The 16015-nt window shown below is 36.3% G+C and carries 14 protein-coding genes and 1 tRNA gene; 3 read left to right on the top strand and 12 right to left on the bottom strand.

Translation table 11 applies throughout. From position 1 onward, the window contains the following. Positions 1-192: 192 nt before the first annotated feature. The 12 genes from J5V48_RS03985 to J5V48_RS04040 form a co-directional block, all read right to left on the bottom strand. A complete protein-coding gene (locus J5V48_RS03985; protein WP_219937270.1) occupies positions 193-1797 on the bottom strand; it encodes a methyl-accepting chemotaxis protein in 1605 nt (534 codons plus the stop codon). A 277-nt stretch (positions 1798-2074) separates the two neighbouring features. After that, entirely contained in the window at positions 2075-2524 is a 450-nt protein-coding gene (locus J5V48_RS03990; protein ID WP_219937271.1) for a metal-dependent transcriptional regulator, read from the bottom strand. A 9-nt stretch (positions 2525-2533) separates the two neighbouring features. Continuing rightward, the gene (locus J5V48_RS03995; RefSeq protein ID WP_219937272.1) at positions 2534-2977 is read right to left on the bottom strand and encodes a transcriptional repressor; all 444 of its coding nucleotides are present in this window, start codon (positions 2975-2977) and stop codon (positions 2534-2536) included. Between the two features lie 78 nt (positions 2978-3055). Then, positions 3056-3502, bottom strand: coding sequence for a hypothetical protein (locus tag J5V48_RS04000; RefSeq protein ID WP_219937273.1), 447 nt, complete (start codon positions 3500-3502; stop codon positions 3056-3058). Then, complete coding sequence (nadA, locus tag J5V48_RS04005; protein WP_255557710.1) at positions 3495-4562, bottom strand: quinolinate synthase; 1068 nt, start codon at positions 4560-4562, stop codon at positions 3495-3497. The genes J5V48_RS04000 and nadA overlap by 8 nt, the downstream gene beginning before the upstream one ends. Before the next feature lies 1 nt (position 4563). After that, the gene (locus tag J5V48_RS04010; protein WP_219937274.1) at positions 4564-5094 is read right to left on the bottom strand and encodes a hypothetical protein; all 531 of its coding nucleotides are present in this window, start codon (positions 5092-5094) and stop codon (positions 4564-4566) included. A 3-nt stretch (positions 5095-5097) separates the two neighbouring features. After that, the gene (locus tag J5V48_RS04015) at positions 5098-7707 is read right to left on the bottom strand and encodes a hypothetical protein (RefSeq protein WP_219937275.1); all 2610 of its coding nucleotides are present in this window, start codon (positions 7705-7707) and stop codon (positions 5098-5100) included. Positions 7708-7831: 124 nt separating this feature from the next. Beyond that, positions 7832-9526 carry a carbon starvation CstA family protein gene (locus J5V48_RS04020; RefSeq protein WP_219937276.1) on the bottom strand — a complete coding sequence of 565 codons (1695 nt, stop codon included), beginning with the start codon at positions 9524-9526 and terminating at the stop codon, positions 7832-7834. Positions 9527-9954: 428 nt separating this feature from the next. Beyond that, a tRNA-Val gene (locus J5V48_RS04025) sits at positions 9955-10032 on the bottom strand. Between the two features lie 126 nt (positions 10033-10158). After that, positions 10159-11505, bottom strand: coding sequence for an adenosylmethionine--8-amino-7-oxononanoate transaminase (gene bioA / locus J5V48_RS04030; RefSeq protein ID WP_219937277.1), 1347 nt, complete (start codon positions 11503-11505; stop codon positions 10159-10161). After that, on the bottom strand, positions 11492-12169 hold the full coding sequence (gene bioD / locus J5V48_RS04035) for a dethiobiotin synthase (RefSeq protein ID WP_219937278.1): 678 nt from the start codon (positions 12167-12169) through the stop codon (positions 11492-11494). The genes bioA and bioD overlap by 14 nt, the downstream gene beginning before the upstream one ends. Before the next feature lie 40 nt (positions 12170-12209). Further along, on the bottom strand, positions 12210-13106 hold the full coding sequence (locus tag J5V48_RS04040) for a flagellin N-terminal helical domain-containing protein (RefSeq protein ID WP_219937279.1): 897 nt from the start codon (positions 13104-13106) through the stop codon (positions 12210-12212). Positions 13107-13503: 397 nt separating this feature from the next. Between J5V48_RS04040 and J5V48_RS04045 the strand changes: the two genes are divergently transcribed. The 3 genes from J5V48_RS04045 to asnS are packed head-to-tail and all read left to right on the top strand — an operon-like array spanning position 13504 to position 15912. Further along, positions 13504-13980: a hypothetical protein gene (locus tag J5V48_RS04045; RefSeq protein WP_219937280.1), complete on the top strand. Its 477-nt coding sequence runs from the start codon at positions 13504-13506 to the stop codon at positions 13978-13980. Further along, positions 13964-14494 carry a hypothetical protein gene (locus J5V48_RS04050; protein WP_219937281.1) on the top strand — a complete coding sequence of 177 codons (531 nt, stop codon included), beginning with the start codon at positions 13964-13966 and terminating at the stop codon, positions 14492-14494. The genes J5V48_RS04045 and J5V48_RS04050 overlap by 17 nt, the downstream gene beginning before the upstream one ends. Positions 14495-14511: 17 nt before the next feature. Continuing rightward, positions 14512-15912 (top strand): asparagine--tRNA ligase, encoded by a 1401-nt coding sequence (gene asnS / locus J5V48_RS04055; protein WP_219937282.1) that lies wholly within the window; start codon positions 14512-14514, stop codon positions 15910-15912. Positions 15913-16015 lie beyond the last annotated feature (103 nt).

Here is a 16015-nt window from a genome sequence, read left to right on the forward strand (position 1 = left end):
CACTATTCAATTTAAAGGTTCGGCCTAGGATGGAAACTTAAAACTGAAAAATACGGTTCAAGGAAGAACCGTTCATAATTTTCCTTGTCAGCACATCATTCGGCACAATTTGGTAAAATTACTCTTCTCTAAAAATAAATCAGCACCAAAAAAAAGGTGCTGACAAGTATTTAAAACAAGATTATAAAAGCATTAGACATAGAATCTTGAAACAACACTTAAAAGTCTGCCGATTTCAACATTGGTTCTGTTAATCTGCTTTTCAACAGCCTTAATTTCCTTATAAAGACCATCAGATCCTTCAGTGATTGATTTCATATTCATTGAGATATTTGATGTTGATCTTATCTGCTGTTTTGCAGCATGAGAAATCTCTGTTATCTGTCTGTTAACATTGTCTACCTTTGAGATAACACCATCAAGGATCTCATTTAGCTGACCTGACTGTTCTGAGATGCTGTCCATTTCCTTTACAGAGTCCTGTGTAGCCTCGTTTGCTGCTACCGCATCTGACTGAACCTGTGTCACCATATCAATGATCTTCTGAGTAGATTTACTTGTTCTAGATGCAAGTGAACGGACCTCATCTGCAACCACAGCAAAGCCCTTACCTGCAGATCCAGCTCTTGCTGCTTCAATTGCAGCATTAAGAGCTAACAGATTTGTCTGATTTGCAATATCATCAATAGCACTTACAATATCACCAATTGCAATTGCTCTTTCTGAGAGTTTTGATACAAGTGCAGCATCATGCTTTGACTTTTCAATCTGCATATTCAGTCTTTCAATTGTCTGATTTACTCTTGCTATACCGTTTTGTGTATCCTGTGATGTTTCATCAGATGTATTAGATGCATCTGAACAGTTATGAGCAATTTCCTGAGTTGTATTAACCATTAACTCTGATGCATCAAAAACTGTCTTTGAATAATCCTGATTTTCTGTTGCAGTTTCCTCAATCTGTGTTGATGAATCCTGCAGTCTGCTCATATATTTTGAAATATTCTGACTTACTTCCTTTATCAGAATAACATTTTCATACCAGGATGCTCTCATTTTTTCCATTGCCATAAGCAGTGGCAGGAACTCATCACGGCGCTTAATTTTAATTTCGTTATGAAGATGACCTGATGCTAAGGAATTAGCAACCTTAATAGCAACATTAATTGAGCTTACAATCAGTCTTGGCATCTGTATAACTACTATAAAGGCACAGACAATCTCAAAGAAAATAACCACAATGGAACTTACAAATGGAGTGCTACTGTTTAAAACATTAAGTTTCTCATTAACAATATGCAACTGTTGAGTATTAATTTTTGAAATATTTGACTGCACTGTCAGAATAAGAGGCAACATGCTTGTGTAGTAAATGTCTTTTGCAACATCACTTTCACCAGATGTGCTCTTTTGAACAACACTCTCAGTTAAGGACAGGTATTTTGAAACAGAACTCTTGATAGCTTCAACTTCTGTAGGATATCTTGCAGTCTGTAACTTGTCAGTTGCATACTTTAAATTATCAGAAAGATTTTTGACTTTTTTTAGTGTCTGCTCATCAGTCTTCTTGCTAACTGCAACTTCCCCTAAAATAGTATGAAGATTCAAGAAATAATCAGATGTGTTCTTTACCTTTATGTAACGTTCATCTAAGGTAACATGAGCTTCACTTACAACCTTGCCATTTACAAGAGACATATAAAGACAGATGTAACCTAATCCGATTGATGCGAAAATAAGCATCAGATAGGAAAAAATCATTTTCTGTTTTATGGAAAAACGTTCTAGGAATCTCATACCACACCTATGCAGCCTTGTCTTGTATAGTACTTAAGTGGATCAAATTAAATATCGAAGGAATTTTTATACAACTTAAGCAGTTAATATAAAATTGACGATTAAGATCGCACTTTTTTTATTATTATTCTCAACATACCATATCTAAAATATGGATGTAACTGATTGATACTATATACAATTAGGATCTTTTCTCTAAAGATCTAATTCACAAAATTGATATTTGAATCAATTTTTCTGGCAATGAGCAAATCTTCTTTGAGAAAATGGATAGGTATTATACGATGTCGTTCTTTTTTAGATATTCAATAATACCATTCATGGTATGTTCAGAAATCACATGCTCTACCCTGCATGCATCTGACTCTGCAATATCTGAAGGAACATTGGCTATATGTTTAAAAAATACAGTAAGATACTGATGTCTTTTAAAGATTTTTTCAGCAAGTGCACGACCTTCTTTAGTAAACTCAATATCACCTGCAAGCTCAACACTTATATATCCGCGCTCTTTTAAAAGACTAAGTCCACGAGAAACACTAGGTCTACTTAACCCAAGTTCATTAGCAACGTCAACAGCTCTTACAAGACCGTTTTCTCTACGTTCTTTTATCACATAAATTGCTTCAAGGTAAGTTTCACCTGATTCTGCTAATTCTCCTGCCTTTTTTTGAACAGACTCAGGGACTGCATCTAGTACTGTTGGTGCACTCTTTATTAGTTTCATTATGTGATCCTAGGATATTTGTATATTGATTTTATCGCCTACCAATGATAGTTTGATATTCTCTTCAGCTTTAATTTTACCGCTTGTCATCAGGCCCTGCTTTATTAAAGCTGCAAGCTCCTGAGTTGAACCTTCTTTTTTAATTATGTTACCGGTTTTATCCTTTAAAGTACCAAGTTTTGGCTCTACATTCTGCATACCAAGATTTCTGGCCTTTGAAATGACTCCAATCTGTTCAAGACGGTTGATGAGACGGTAAACAGTTGCAATTCCAAGATCTGGAACATATTCCTTTGCCTCATACCACAGCTCTTTTGGAGAGGTACATTTACTTGAGGTTAGAATTTCAATAATGTGTCGACGCTGAATAGTCATTCTAAGACCGCTCTGCTCGAGTTTTCTTATTGTATCTTCTGTCAGTGCATCAACACTGTATTTCTCGTTCTCATCCATAGATATCTTCTTCCTGTATAGGTTCTATAATAGAAGATGTGGTCTAACGTTATGAATTTCAAGTAGTATTGCAAAATTCTAATTAGACATCAAAAAGCCTACTGTGAAAATACAGAACAGAATCACGCCAATAACCTTGAGTACAAAAGACATCTTTCTTGAATTGCTCTGATTTTTCACATAACGGTCAATTTCATAATGGCTAAGCATATTCTCAAGATCGGATCTTGAATACTCGCCGTTATCATCCTTTTTTGCTGCAAGACAGACTTTTCCTGTAGCCTCATACATCTGAATGGAAAAACCAATTGAATTTCTTTCAAATGGTTTGACTTTTACATCTTTGACACAGTTTCCACCAAAAGACTGAGCTATTGATATGAGTTTGTCCTTTGCCCCCTGTGCAGAACGATGCTCTGCACATATGAGCCTATCAGAACAGTCAATAAGCTCATATTCACTGTTTGTTTCATCGTATATACCATTCTCTATTTCAAGAGAATATCTTATTTCACGATCACTCAAGTATTATTTTTCCTTCTTTAAGATCTCTTGAGAAATCAAGCATTCTTTCAAGAGGTTTTAATGCACCTAATCTTATGTTCTCGTCCACAGACAGTTCATGAGATTTTGGACAATTGAGTGCAGCAATAAGTTTTTCAAGGGTGTTAAGTTCCATCCATGGACAGTTAGCACAGCTTATGCAGTGACCTTTTGTACTTGCCACTGGAGCCTCAATGAATTTCTTATCTTTGCAGGCAAGTGAGAGTTTATAAAAAATATTTCTCTCTGTAGCAATAATAAATTCTTTTGCAGAAGATTGTTTTGCAAAAGCTAGAATTTGTGAAGTAGAACCTACATAATCTGCTTTTGCAACCACACTGGCAGGAGCCTCAGGATGAACTAAAACAAGCGCATCTTTATGCTCTTTCTTTACAAAATCAAGGGCATTGGCCTCAAATGCATCATGCACAATACAGCGACCTGGCCAGCAGTAAATATCAGAATCTGACATATTGGCAATATATGAGCCAAGGTGACGATCTGGAACCCATAAAATAGTCTTTTTTTGCTGAGTTAGATACTTGCCAAGCTCTACAGCAAGTGATGATGTAACAATCCAGTCAGCCTGAGCCTTAACAGCTGCAGATGTATTTGCATATGCAACTACAACAGCATCCTTTACAGATGACTTTACTCTTTTTAAATCCTCAACATTGCAGCATAAATCAAGTGAGCACTCTGCAGATAAATCCGGCATGATAACTGTCTTTTCAGGAGAGAGGATCTTTGCTGTTTCTCCCATAAAGCGCACACCTGCAACTAAAATCAGTTTTTTATCAGAATCTCTTCCTTTTCTTGCCATCTCAAGAGAATCACCGATAAATCCGCCTGAGGCCTCGCAAAGACGCTGCATTGTTTCAGATGTATAGTAGTGTGCAATTAAAAGTGCATCCTTTTGCTTGATTAGCTCTAAAGCCTTATCAAAAAGCATATCGTCTTTTTTCTTCTGCTCTATTGTTAATCTGTCTGGTAAATCAAAAGTCTCTGGTATAGAGACATTATCAATCATATGTAAAGACATTTTATTCAATCCTGAAATTAAGTTCTTTTGCGCCAGCTTTTATCATGGCATCATTAATATTTTCTTTTTGAGTACTAAACTCTCTTATATTTTTAGTGATTTCTTTACAGTCAAGAATAAGCTCTTCATCTGACTCAAGGTAATCATTTAAAGCATCAGCAGATGTATAGCTATCTGAATTGACAGGACCTGTCCCTGCAATTAAAGATGGTAAAAGACAGTCAAGATGTTCAGCCTTTTTAAGTACAGTCACCCAAAAGTCCAGTCCATCAAAATCCTTTAAAGTAAAAGAAAAAATGTCCTGCTCTTTTATATCAAAGCTATCAAAGATAGAAAATTCATCACCAAAAACAGCAGCTTCATGCTCGATTACATATTCTTTGTCTTTGTAAAAAAGAGTTCCTGCACAGCTTTTTGATGAAAATGCAAGTGAAATGATTTTCATTAGTTTTGACAGATTATACTCGCCGTCTACACTTAACAGACGCCATGCTCTTGTATTTTTAATCTGTATTTTCAGAAGATACTGCATATTTTACTGAGTGACGTTTAAGATCACTACGTCCTCTTTTGTATTTTGATCATCAGCTTCCTTTGATTTAACGGAAGTATTTCTTTGTTTAATAATATCAGAAAAATCAGTCTGTTTGAGAAGATATGAAAGAGGATCTTCTGCGTTTGCTGCTTTATTTATCTCATTGAGATAATTCTCATAGTCACACTCAAGAGTATATGCTCTTATACAGTGAAGTGCTTTTGCCTTGATAAAGTGAAGAGTTCTTTCATCCATTTGAAAAAGTGCATCAGACAGAGCGTGCGTAGTATTTGTATAGTATGTAATTACATTCTTATCACCGTTTTTAAGTGATTTGGTTGCACCTAATGAGAGTAAAAGTGAGTAAGAATTTAAAACAGATTCACTACTGCTCTTTATTGCATTTAGTCCTTTTGCACTCTTTACACCTATTACATCCATTATCTGTGAGGATACAATATTGTAAAGACAGATCTGCTCAAGTTCAGTTGTGCCATGTCTCAAGCTGAACATTAGAGCCTCACTTAGTTTTTTGACTTCTTCATAATGAGGATCCTGACTGTCCGTTACCTTACTGTCAACACTGTAAATTTTCCTTAATGATCCAAATGAATTGAGATTAGTCGGAATTGATGGCGGGTACAGCCAGTCACTCTTAAACGATCTAGAATAAAAATCCATATACTCATCAACTGAAGATCCAACTCCAAGCTTTAGTGAACGCTGAATATATTCAGCAATCTTTATATGGTTTTCAGGAAGAAGTGTTGAGTTTTTATAAAACTCAATCATAAGAACACAGGCAGTTGAGCTTACAGCTGACAGTGACTCAATTTTCTCAACTATTTTCATATAAGGAAGAGGATTATACTTATCTTCTTCCCTCTCTGATGCAAGCTCTCTGTATGCATCAGGAATTACATATTCAGATGCAATTCTTAAATATGTATATGCCAAAGGCGGATTTGATTCCTTATAAGCTGAGTACAAGAGCATGAATCCTGCAACAACACCATATGAAATGGCAATTTTTGCATTGACAATACACTGCTCATAATCCTTTTCAAGATAGTAGTCTACAGCAAGATTAAGATAGCCAAAACCGCATCCGTCCTTTGCTGGCTTTTTCCAAAATTCAGTACCACTTGTATCCTTTGACATGCGCTTTTGTTTAGTTGCAAGTATAAATGAAGCCTCTGTCATACCAGCATCTGACATTCTCTTTAAAAGCTCATCTTCTGTTTCAAGATCAAATTCGCTGAATAAAGAGAAGATATTAAGACATTCAAGTGCGAACAGGCCGCCTTTTTTTGCATTGGATACAAAAATGTCTGAAAAGAATTTTAGTGGTTCATCAGGTGTTTTCGCTCTTGGCCTAGATAAGTGATACAACTCCTTGTAAAACCCCTCAAAAACTGACTCATCATAGAAGGTGTAACAAAAAAGCATTATTGCAGATAGCAGATTTATATCTTTTTTGTTTACATTTGCAAGATAACAAATATGGGAGTCGAATCTTGCAAACAAATCAAGTTCATAAAGATCATCTCTTGAGGTCTTTTTCAGGAACAGAGAACTTGAAGCTGTATATTTTAAATATCTAGCTAGACAGTACATTTCATATGAGCTAAAGCCTTCTTGCTCATAGTAGCAAGGATACTCATACAGCTCAGGATGCTTAGTTGAATATGAGGTATTAAGATAAGCATAAAACAGAGTGAATCTTATCTTAAGTGCACACTTAGATAGTTTTTGTTCATCAGAACAGTCAAGATTTGAAAAATGCAGCAAAAATGCCATAAGACATTTGCTATCACCTAAAAGAGCACCATAGGCAAACCACCTGAAAGCCAGCTCCTTATCAAGTGGCAGATATTCGCCATTTAAATAAGCTCTGCCGATGAGGAAAGCTAACTGCGGTGGCAGACACTCTTTTAAAAGAGCACTGTCCATACTCTCATTTTTGTCAATGATACAAAATACTCTCAGATAAAAGACTGTAAGTTCAAAGAAAGTATTCAGATCATAACCGTTGCCAACAGATAGATGCTTATCAGTAAATGACTCTAAAGGAGCGCTTAGCAGCTGCAAAAATATATATCTAAAATTAGGATCAAACTTTTGGCAAGCTGTTTCGACAACATGAAGCAAAGAAGGATTTATAAGTCTTAAGCTCAGATCGGATGAATATACATCAGACGCACCTGTAGCACCTGAAATGAAATTGTCTATATCCGACAGCAGATCATTTAAGTCATCCTCATCGATATTTTTTTTCTCAAAGGATATTGCAGATGGAAAGTAAGTACGCAAAAACAGCTTTCTTTTTTGTCTTACATATTTGCAGATAACGTTATAAGAAGACTTGGAATTGAAATTTACTGCATTAACAAAATGATAGAAAAGATGCTGAGCACATTTTGCATCGAAAAGAGTACCTTTAGCCCCCACACTTGAGTTTGAGATTTTTTCTGACAGCTCATCCTCTGTTATGGTTTTTTCATTAGAATTTTCCTGTATTCCAGAAAATGATAATTCTGTTTCATGTAGTGCATTTAAAAGATTTTCAAACTGCTCTTTTGAGTATTTATTGTTTTTGCGTCTTTTCATTTTTATTATCTTCATCTGTTTATACAGATTCTAACAAAGAAAGAAGAAAATGAAAAACGCAAAATACAGTAAAAAAAATGCGACCATCTCTAGTATGACCGCATCCTTTCATAATATCAGGTGGTTATGCTTTCTTAGCTTGTTTAATGTGGTGTGCAATAACACTTACACCTAAAGCTACAAGAAGAGCTGCCATAACTACAAGAATAACACCTACAATCACGAGAGTCATATTAGCATTCCACTGCTGATTTATAACCTGCAGCACGCCCCAAAGACTCATGATCATCATGAATACCATAGGAATGAATGCAACCAGCCAGTGGGTATTTTTTGAAAGTAGCCATAAGCTGATGATTAACAGAGTGATAGCAGACATAAGCTGATTTGATGCACCAAAAATAGGCCATAATGATGCAGCCTCACCTGAAAGAGCAAGTGCCATTGAAAGTGCAACAATAACAAATGATGCAATGTACTTATTGATAAACAGCTCTCTTACGATATTAACTTTTACAGGCTTTTGTAAAGAGTATTTCTCGTCAGATGTCTGTCTTGGCATAAACAGCTCCTGGCAGATGAAACGGCCAAGTCTTGTTGCTGTATCTAAAGATGTCATCATGAATGCTGAAATTGCAAGAGAGATAAATGTCTTTGCATAACCAACATCAAGATTTAATGCTTCACAGAATGAAGAGATACCTGTTGCAAATGCTGCAGGCGGATTCTTTCCAAGCTCTGTGAATACTTCCTTATCCATTGCCATAACAGCAACCAAAGCCATAATACCTACAACACCTTCAATAAGCATAGCACCATAACCAATTGGAAGTGCATCCTTTTCATTCTTCAGCTGCTTTGATGTTGTACCAGATGCCACAAGAGCATGGAAACCTGAACATGCACCGCAGGCAATGAAGATGAATAATGCAGGAACAAGTGCTGTTGGTTTGCCAGAGCCTGTTACAGATACAAAGCCTTCAAAAGAATTCATCTTGATCTGTGGATTATAGGCAATAATTGAAATTACGCCTAAAGCAAGCATTGCATAAAGAAGCCATGAATTTAAATAATCACGAGGCTGTAACAGATACTGAACAGGCATTACTGATGCTACAAAGATATAAACAGCTAAAACACCTATCCAAACTGATGATACAGACTGAGCTTCAAGATTGAATGCACTTTGAATGTTGAATGGATAATACTGACCTACGTATACACCAATAAAAACAAGAGGAACAAATATGAATGAAGCTTTGAACAGAGAAACTGAAAACTTGCCTGTTACAAGAGCGAATAATGGAGCTAACAGAATAAAGATAATTGATGATGTTGCAACCTCAGGGAATTTTGCAAAAAGACCTGCAATAAGAAGAGTGAAAATAGCAACAACAAGTAAAAGACATAAGAAACAGAATGACAAGAACAGCTGTCTGCCAGTAATACCAAGCATCTTTTCCATAACATATGAAACAGAACGACCTTTGTTTCTTATGGATATTACAAGAGCTGCAAAGTCATGGAAAGCACCAACAAACACGCAACCTACAAGGATCCAGATTAAAGCTGGGAGCCAGCCAAAATATGCAGCCATGATTGGACCAACAATAGGACCAGGTCCTGCAATTGATGCAAAGTGATGACCGAAAAGCACAGCCTTTGATGTAGGAACATAATCTACGCCGTCAAACTGGGTTTCTGATGGAGTTGGATTTTTTGGATCAATACTAAAAAGTCTAGATAAAAAGCCACCGTATAAGAAATATGCCACTACAAAGTAGGCAAGACATATACAGAATAACAAACTGCCTGTCATGATATCTCCTGATATATTCTTTCAAGCTAATAACATTTTTAAGGCTATTATTAGCAATAAAAATACTTAGTCAATAATAGAGGCACTGCAAAACTGACTTTTTTAAGTAATTTAAGAGTTTTTTAATATAGGTGTTTTTTTTTAACTTATTGAATTATAAAAGTTTTACATATTTTTGTTTGCATTAATTGCAACATAATAAATTTTATATTGCAAAATTCAACGCACATATATTGTGCAAACCAAGATCAAATATTTAATGTTGAGACTTCCATTTTGTCTTGAAGCATATCTTATTTCATACGCCTACAGATCTTCTGTTACTTTTGTGTACTGCCACTTTTTTAATATTTCATAGATATTTTCTGAGAGGTAAGAATAAAACAGAGAACTTAGAGGCACAAAAAAAGCAACCCAAGGTTGCTTCGTGGTGGATGCTATAGGACTCGAACCTATGACCCTCTGCTTGTAAGGCAGATGCTCTAACCAGACTGAGCTAAGCATCCATTCAGAAAGTGAGTGCATTATAGTAGTTTGTTTTATGTCTTGCAAGTGCAATTTGTAAAAAAATATTTACAAAACAGAAAAATGCACTCTTCTTTTGCTTATTTAAGCCTTTGGCATCAATTAAATTATTTTATCTTTTCAATGTTGGAAAAGATCACTTCCTGAGCTATATCAAGAGACTTTGTTAAAGTATCTCTATCAATATTCAAAGGAGGATTAAAGTATAGAATATCCCCTATTGGTCTTAAAAGTAAGCCATTTTTCATAGCATCCTGATAGATTGTGTAACCTAAGCGCAGATTTGAATCAAATGATTCTTTTGTATCTCTATCCTTCACTATTTCAATTGCATTGATAAGACCAATGTGTCTGTGCTGACCTATATTCTCGTGAGATGCAAATCTTCTTTCAAACTCTTCTGAAAGCCATTTTGCATTTTCTGAAGCCTGACTTACTACACTGCCTTCATTTAGAATATCTAAAACAGCATTTGCAGCAGCACATGCTAAAGGATTACCTGCATAGGTGTGAGAATGAACAAAAGCCTTCATTTGACTGTAGTCAGCATAAAATGCCTTGTATACCTCATGTGTGGTACAAACAACAGACATTGGCATATATCCGCCTGTAATTGCCTTTGACAGACACATGATGTCAGGAGTAATTTCTGCATGATCGCAGGCGAACATTTTGCCGGTTCTGAAAAATCCTGTTGCAATCTCATCTGCAATAAACAAAACACCATACTCTCTGCAAAGGTCATAAAGCCCTTTTAAATATTCCTTTGGATAGATCCTCATGCCGGCTGCGCCCTGTAAAATTGGCTCAACTATAAGAGCGCATAGCTCATGACCATGTTTTTCAAAGAGTTTTCTTGCCTTTTGAAGAGTAGATTCAACATCTGTATTTCTGTACATATCAGGAACAGGAATATGAATATTATCCATCATCATTGGCTTGTAAATCTTTGAATAAAGATCCATTGCACCTACAGAGAGTGCACCTATGGTTTCACCATGATAGTCCTCATCAAGACATGCAAAACGAACTCTTTTTGTCTGCCCTATCTGATGCTGATACTGGAAAGCGATTTTTAGAGCCATTTCAACACTTGATGATCCGTTATCTGCAAAGTTGAAATGCTCTATTCCCTTTGGAACGATTTTTAGGAGCTTTTCTACAAGTTCTATAGCGCCAGGATGTGTGAAATTTGCAAAAATCACATGCTCAAGCTCAAAAAGCTGCTTACTTACAGAAGATGAAATCTCATCATTACAGTGACCTAATAGATTACACCACCAGGAACTTACAATATCAATGATTTCCCTGTTATCCTGAGTATAAAGAATACATCCTTTAGCTTTAGCAACCTCAACAGGAGGAAATGACTCATAATCTTTCATCTGAGCTGCAGGATGCCAGATATGAGCTCTGTCAAAATCTGCTCTTTGCTTTATTTCATTTGCATTCATCAAAGTAATCTTCCATATTCTTATATCGCATAACAAGTTCCATTGAATTTTTGTAAACCACCGCGATGACTTTGTTTTGTGTAATCTTCTCAACCATGACTAGATTATCCTCATGCATGATATTGCCAGGCTCAAAATTGTTAAGAATTACGCCTTGAACCTTTATTCCATGCTCTTTTAGATAAAAAACTGTTAAAACAGTATGATTGATAGTACCAAGACCTGCATCTGCAACTACAACACAAGGAAGATTAAGCTCCTTTATGATGTCCTCATACATGATCTTTTTATTATCCTCATAAACTACAGGACAAATAATTCCACCGGCACCTTCAGAGAGTACATAGTCATAGCATTGCTTTAATGAACCAAATGCTTCTTTTATCTTTTCCATTGATGCAAAGCGGTTTTCAAGCCTTGCTGCAAGATGTGGAGATAATGGTCTTTGATAAAGATATGACAGAAGCGTATTTTCATCCTGCAAAAGATCTGCACTGTCATGAACAAATCCTGCATCAGATGTTTTTACGCTTTTTGCACCACTGACTGCTGCCTTGTAGTAGGCAAGATTAAGATCTTTTTTTCTAAGATAGCGGGCAATCGCCGCACTAACATAGGTTTTACCGATATCTGTACCGGTACCTGTAACAAATAATCCTTTCATACAATATCCTTTGATTATGGATATTGTAACACTAAAGAAATTAACCTTGCAGTAAAGATAGAATTATTGATTTACTCTGCATAATTCTTGGTATTAAGGATGCGCATACCTGCTGCTGAACGGTAAGTCTTGCAAGGTTTGCAGCCTCTTCAGCATAGTCAGTATCGCGTATTCTTGATCTTGCATCAGACAGATTCTCTTCCATGACACTATTTAGTCTTATGACACTTTCAAATCTGTTCTGAATACCGCCAAGCGTGCCTCTGTATGAATCAATACTGCCTATATATTTATCAATATCCTTTAAAAGATCCTGAGCATTTTGTGCTGATGTTAAGGAAAAAGATACATTTCCATTACCATCCTTTTTCACGAAACTTGCAGAGCTTAAATTTAAAGCTGTGCATAAACCAGATAAAGAGAATCCGTTTTCTGTACCTGGAATTGAAATAACATCTCCTGCCTGACCTGAAACCAGAATATCAATGTTTCCATTTGCATTGAAAAGGCCTATATCATTTCTATCAAGAATAGGAGAGCCTGCATATGTAGTCTTTTTAGCAATTCTTGTGATCTCAAGGCACAACTGCTTTACCTCTTCATCCATGGTCAATCTTTCAAAGGTTGCATATGTACCGTTTGCAGCTTGCAGGGCAAGCACTCTTATTCTCTGAAGCATATTGACGCTTTCGTCTAAAGCTCCTTCCATACACTGTGCAAGAGCAAGACCGTCATTTGCATTTCTGCGGCCCTGTTTGTAACCGTTGATCTGAGAGGTAAGTCTGTTGGCTATCTGAAAGCCGGCAGGATCATCTTTTGCTGAATTTATTCGAAAACCTGAGGAAAGACGCTTGTATACTGTGTCAAGCTGTGAAGTAACATTTGACATAGTTCTGTTTGCATGCATCAGTGAAATATTAGTCAGATACAGCGCCATACCAAGTTCTCTCCGATAGATTATTATTATATTTTTTTGTTTATATACTTTTATCGGATAATTGAATTTTCACTTTAGAACTTTTTGATTTTTAGGAAGAATTTTTGTTTTTATCAGTAATAATTATCATATGCACTAGGATAAATACAGTTGCACAAACAGTGTTTTTTAGATCAATGGCACTTTTTTTTGTATTATAATTCTGTATGATATTTATGAATTCTAGCTAAAGCTTAATTCGTAATGATTTTTTCCTAGGTTATGCTTCGCTCTTGCGAAGCATTTTTTTTACATTGTCATAAAGTAAAAAAACGCACCTTTTGTAACGTATCATTTGTTCTGAGTCAAAGTTGCGTTATAATATTAAAAATTATTTTCCTACATTTACAAGATTGCTATGAAACTGTTATTTAAGCTTTTTTTACTGTTCTTTTTTGCAATTAACATAAATGCCTGCAGCTCAGTTCCTGAAGGCGCCAGAAAAATGGATATCAGCATTGAGGATCTGTCTTTTGCAAATATCAACAATACTGAAGGTTTTAAAATATGCTTTAACGTACATCACAGCTCCTTTGAGCCAATGCCTTTAGAACAGATTAAAATTCAGGTTTTTGTAAACGGCAAGGAAGCAGCCTTATATACAGACAATGAAAAGAAATTATTACCAAACAGAATGAACAACCGTTTTAATCTGTTTATTGATGCAAACAAACTATCATCTGTTGCAAAAAACAGTCTGAAAAAGACACCTATGCTTCAGATAAAGGCAAAAGCTATTGTAAGTCTGATTGTTGAAGATGATCTTGAAGATCCTGACAGCAAATTCAATCAGAGCGCAGAATATGAAGGAGTAATTCATGCCTCAGCTAACTAATTCAGAATACAGAAGAAATTCATTTGAACCAAGAATAGCTGTTGTACAGCTTATTTTCGGTGTTATATATGCATTTGTTACAGTTATTGGTGTCTATCTTGCCTTTAAGGTAACACAAGCTGGCGGAAATGCGATTTTACAGTATTTCTTTGTTCTTCTGTTTGCAGTCATGGCAGGTAAATCCTTCTTCATTTTTGCAAATACAAGAATTGCTCAGAATACTGGTGTTCATACAACCGCCACCGTTGAGAACATTATCCCAACACATGGCATTACCATCATTGAAGGTCAGCTTAACATGCCAGATGGTACCACACTGCCAATTGAAAGCAGATTTGCAGGCGAATCTGTTGCACATGAGTTAAAAAGATTTTTAGATGACAACAAAACCAAAAAACTTCCAGCTTTACTTGTAAACAAGGATACTAAAAGACCTAAGGGACAGTTCCTTGTAAAGACAAGAGCAGGTCATCTGAATACAGAATATCTAAACAGTTTGAAAACAAATAAGTAATCGGGAATATAGACATTATGAGTCTTTTAAGTACAAAAGAGATCCTATCAGGAAAAGCATTGGTAGGACAGGAAGTAACTCTTGCAGGCTGGATCCGTACAAGACGTGATTCAAAGGCAGGATTCTCATTTTTAGCTGTAAACGACGGTTCAGGTTTTGACAGCGTTCAGGTTATTGCAAACAACACTCTTGAAAACTATGAATCAGACGTTTTAAAACTTACAACATCATGCGGTGTTGTAGTTGACGGCATTGTTCAGGAGTCACAAGGTCAGGGCCAGAGCGTCGAGGTTGTAGCAAAGAAGATTGTTGTTACAGGCTTTGTTGAAGATCCTGATACCTATCCTATGTCTGCAAAGCGTCACTCAGTTGAATATCTGCGTGAATATGCACACCTAAGACCACGTACAAATCTTATGGGTGCAGTTATGCGTATCCGCAACACCCTTGCTTATGCTATTCATTCTTTCTTCCAGCAAAACGGTTTTATGTGGGTTGCAACTCCACTTATCACAGGTTCTGACTGCGAAGGTGCAGGCGAGATGTTCACTGTTACAAACTTTGATCTGAACAATGTACCAAAAGATGATAAGGGCAATGCAGACTTTTCAAAAGATTTCTTCGGCAAGCATACATATATGACTGTATCAGGTCAGCTAAACGTTGAAACCTATGCCTGCGCATTCTCAAAAGTTTATACATTCGGTCCTACATTCAGAGCTGAAAACTCAAATACAACACGTCATTTAGCTGAGTTCTGGATGATTGAGCCTGAAATGGCATTTACCGATCTTAACGGCTGTGCTCAAACTGCAGAAAAACTTCTAAAGTATGTTTTCAAAGAGGTTTTAGAAAAGCGTGCTGATGATATGAACTTCATCGTACAGCGCGTTGATAAGGATGCAATCAGCCGTCTTGAGCATTTTATAAACTCTGACTTTGCTCAGGTTGACTATACAGATGCTATTGAAATTCTAAAGAATGCTGACAAGAAGTTTGAGTACCCTGTTGAGTGGGGTATCGATCTTCAGTCAGAGCATGAAAGATATCTTGCAGAAGAACACTTCAAGGCTCCTGTGGTTGTCAAGAACTATCCAAAGGATATCAAGGCTTTCTATATGAAGCAGAATGATGATGGCAAGACTGTTGCTGCAATGGATGTTCTAGCTCCTGGTATTGGTGAGATCATTGGTGGTTCTCAGCGTGAGGACAGCCTTGAAAAACTTGATAAGAGAATGGATGAGCTTGGACTTAACAAAGACAGTTACTACTGGTATAGAGACTTGCGTCGCTATGGCTCAGTTCCACACTCTGGCTTCGGTTTAGGCTTTGAGAGACTGATTGTTTATATCACTGGTGTTGGTAACGTTCGTGATGCAATTCCATTCCCTCGTACACCACACAACGCTGAATTCTAATTGTGAATTCCAATAATTAAAGGCCAGAGCAATGCTCTGGCTTTTTAGCTTATATAACAATTTGTGGCTCTTAAATGTAATCACTATTTGAAGATAATTTCAC

Source organism: Succinivibrio faecicola (assembly GCF_019448115.1).
In the GTDB taxonomy this organism is placed as follows: domain Bacteria; phylum Pseudomonadota; class Gammaproteobacteria; order Enterobacterales; family Succinivibrionaceae; genus Succinivibrio; species Succinivibrio faecicola.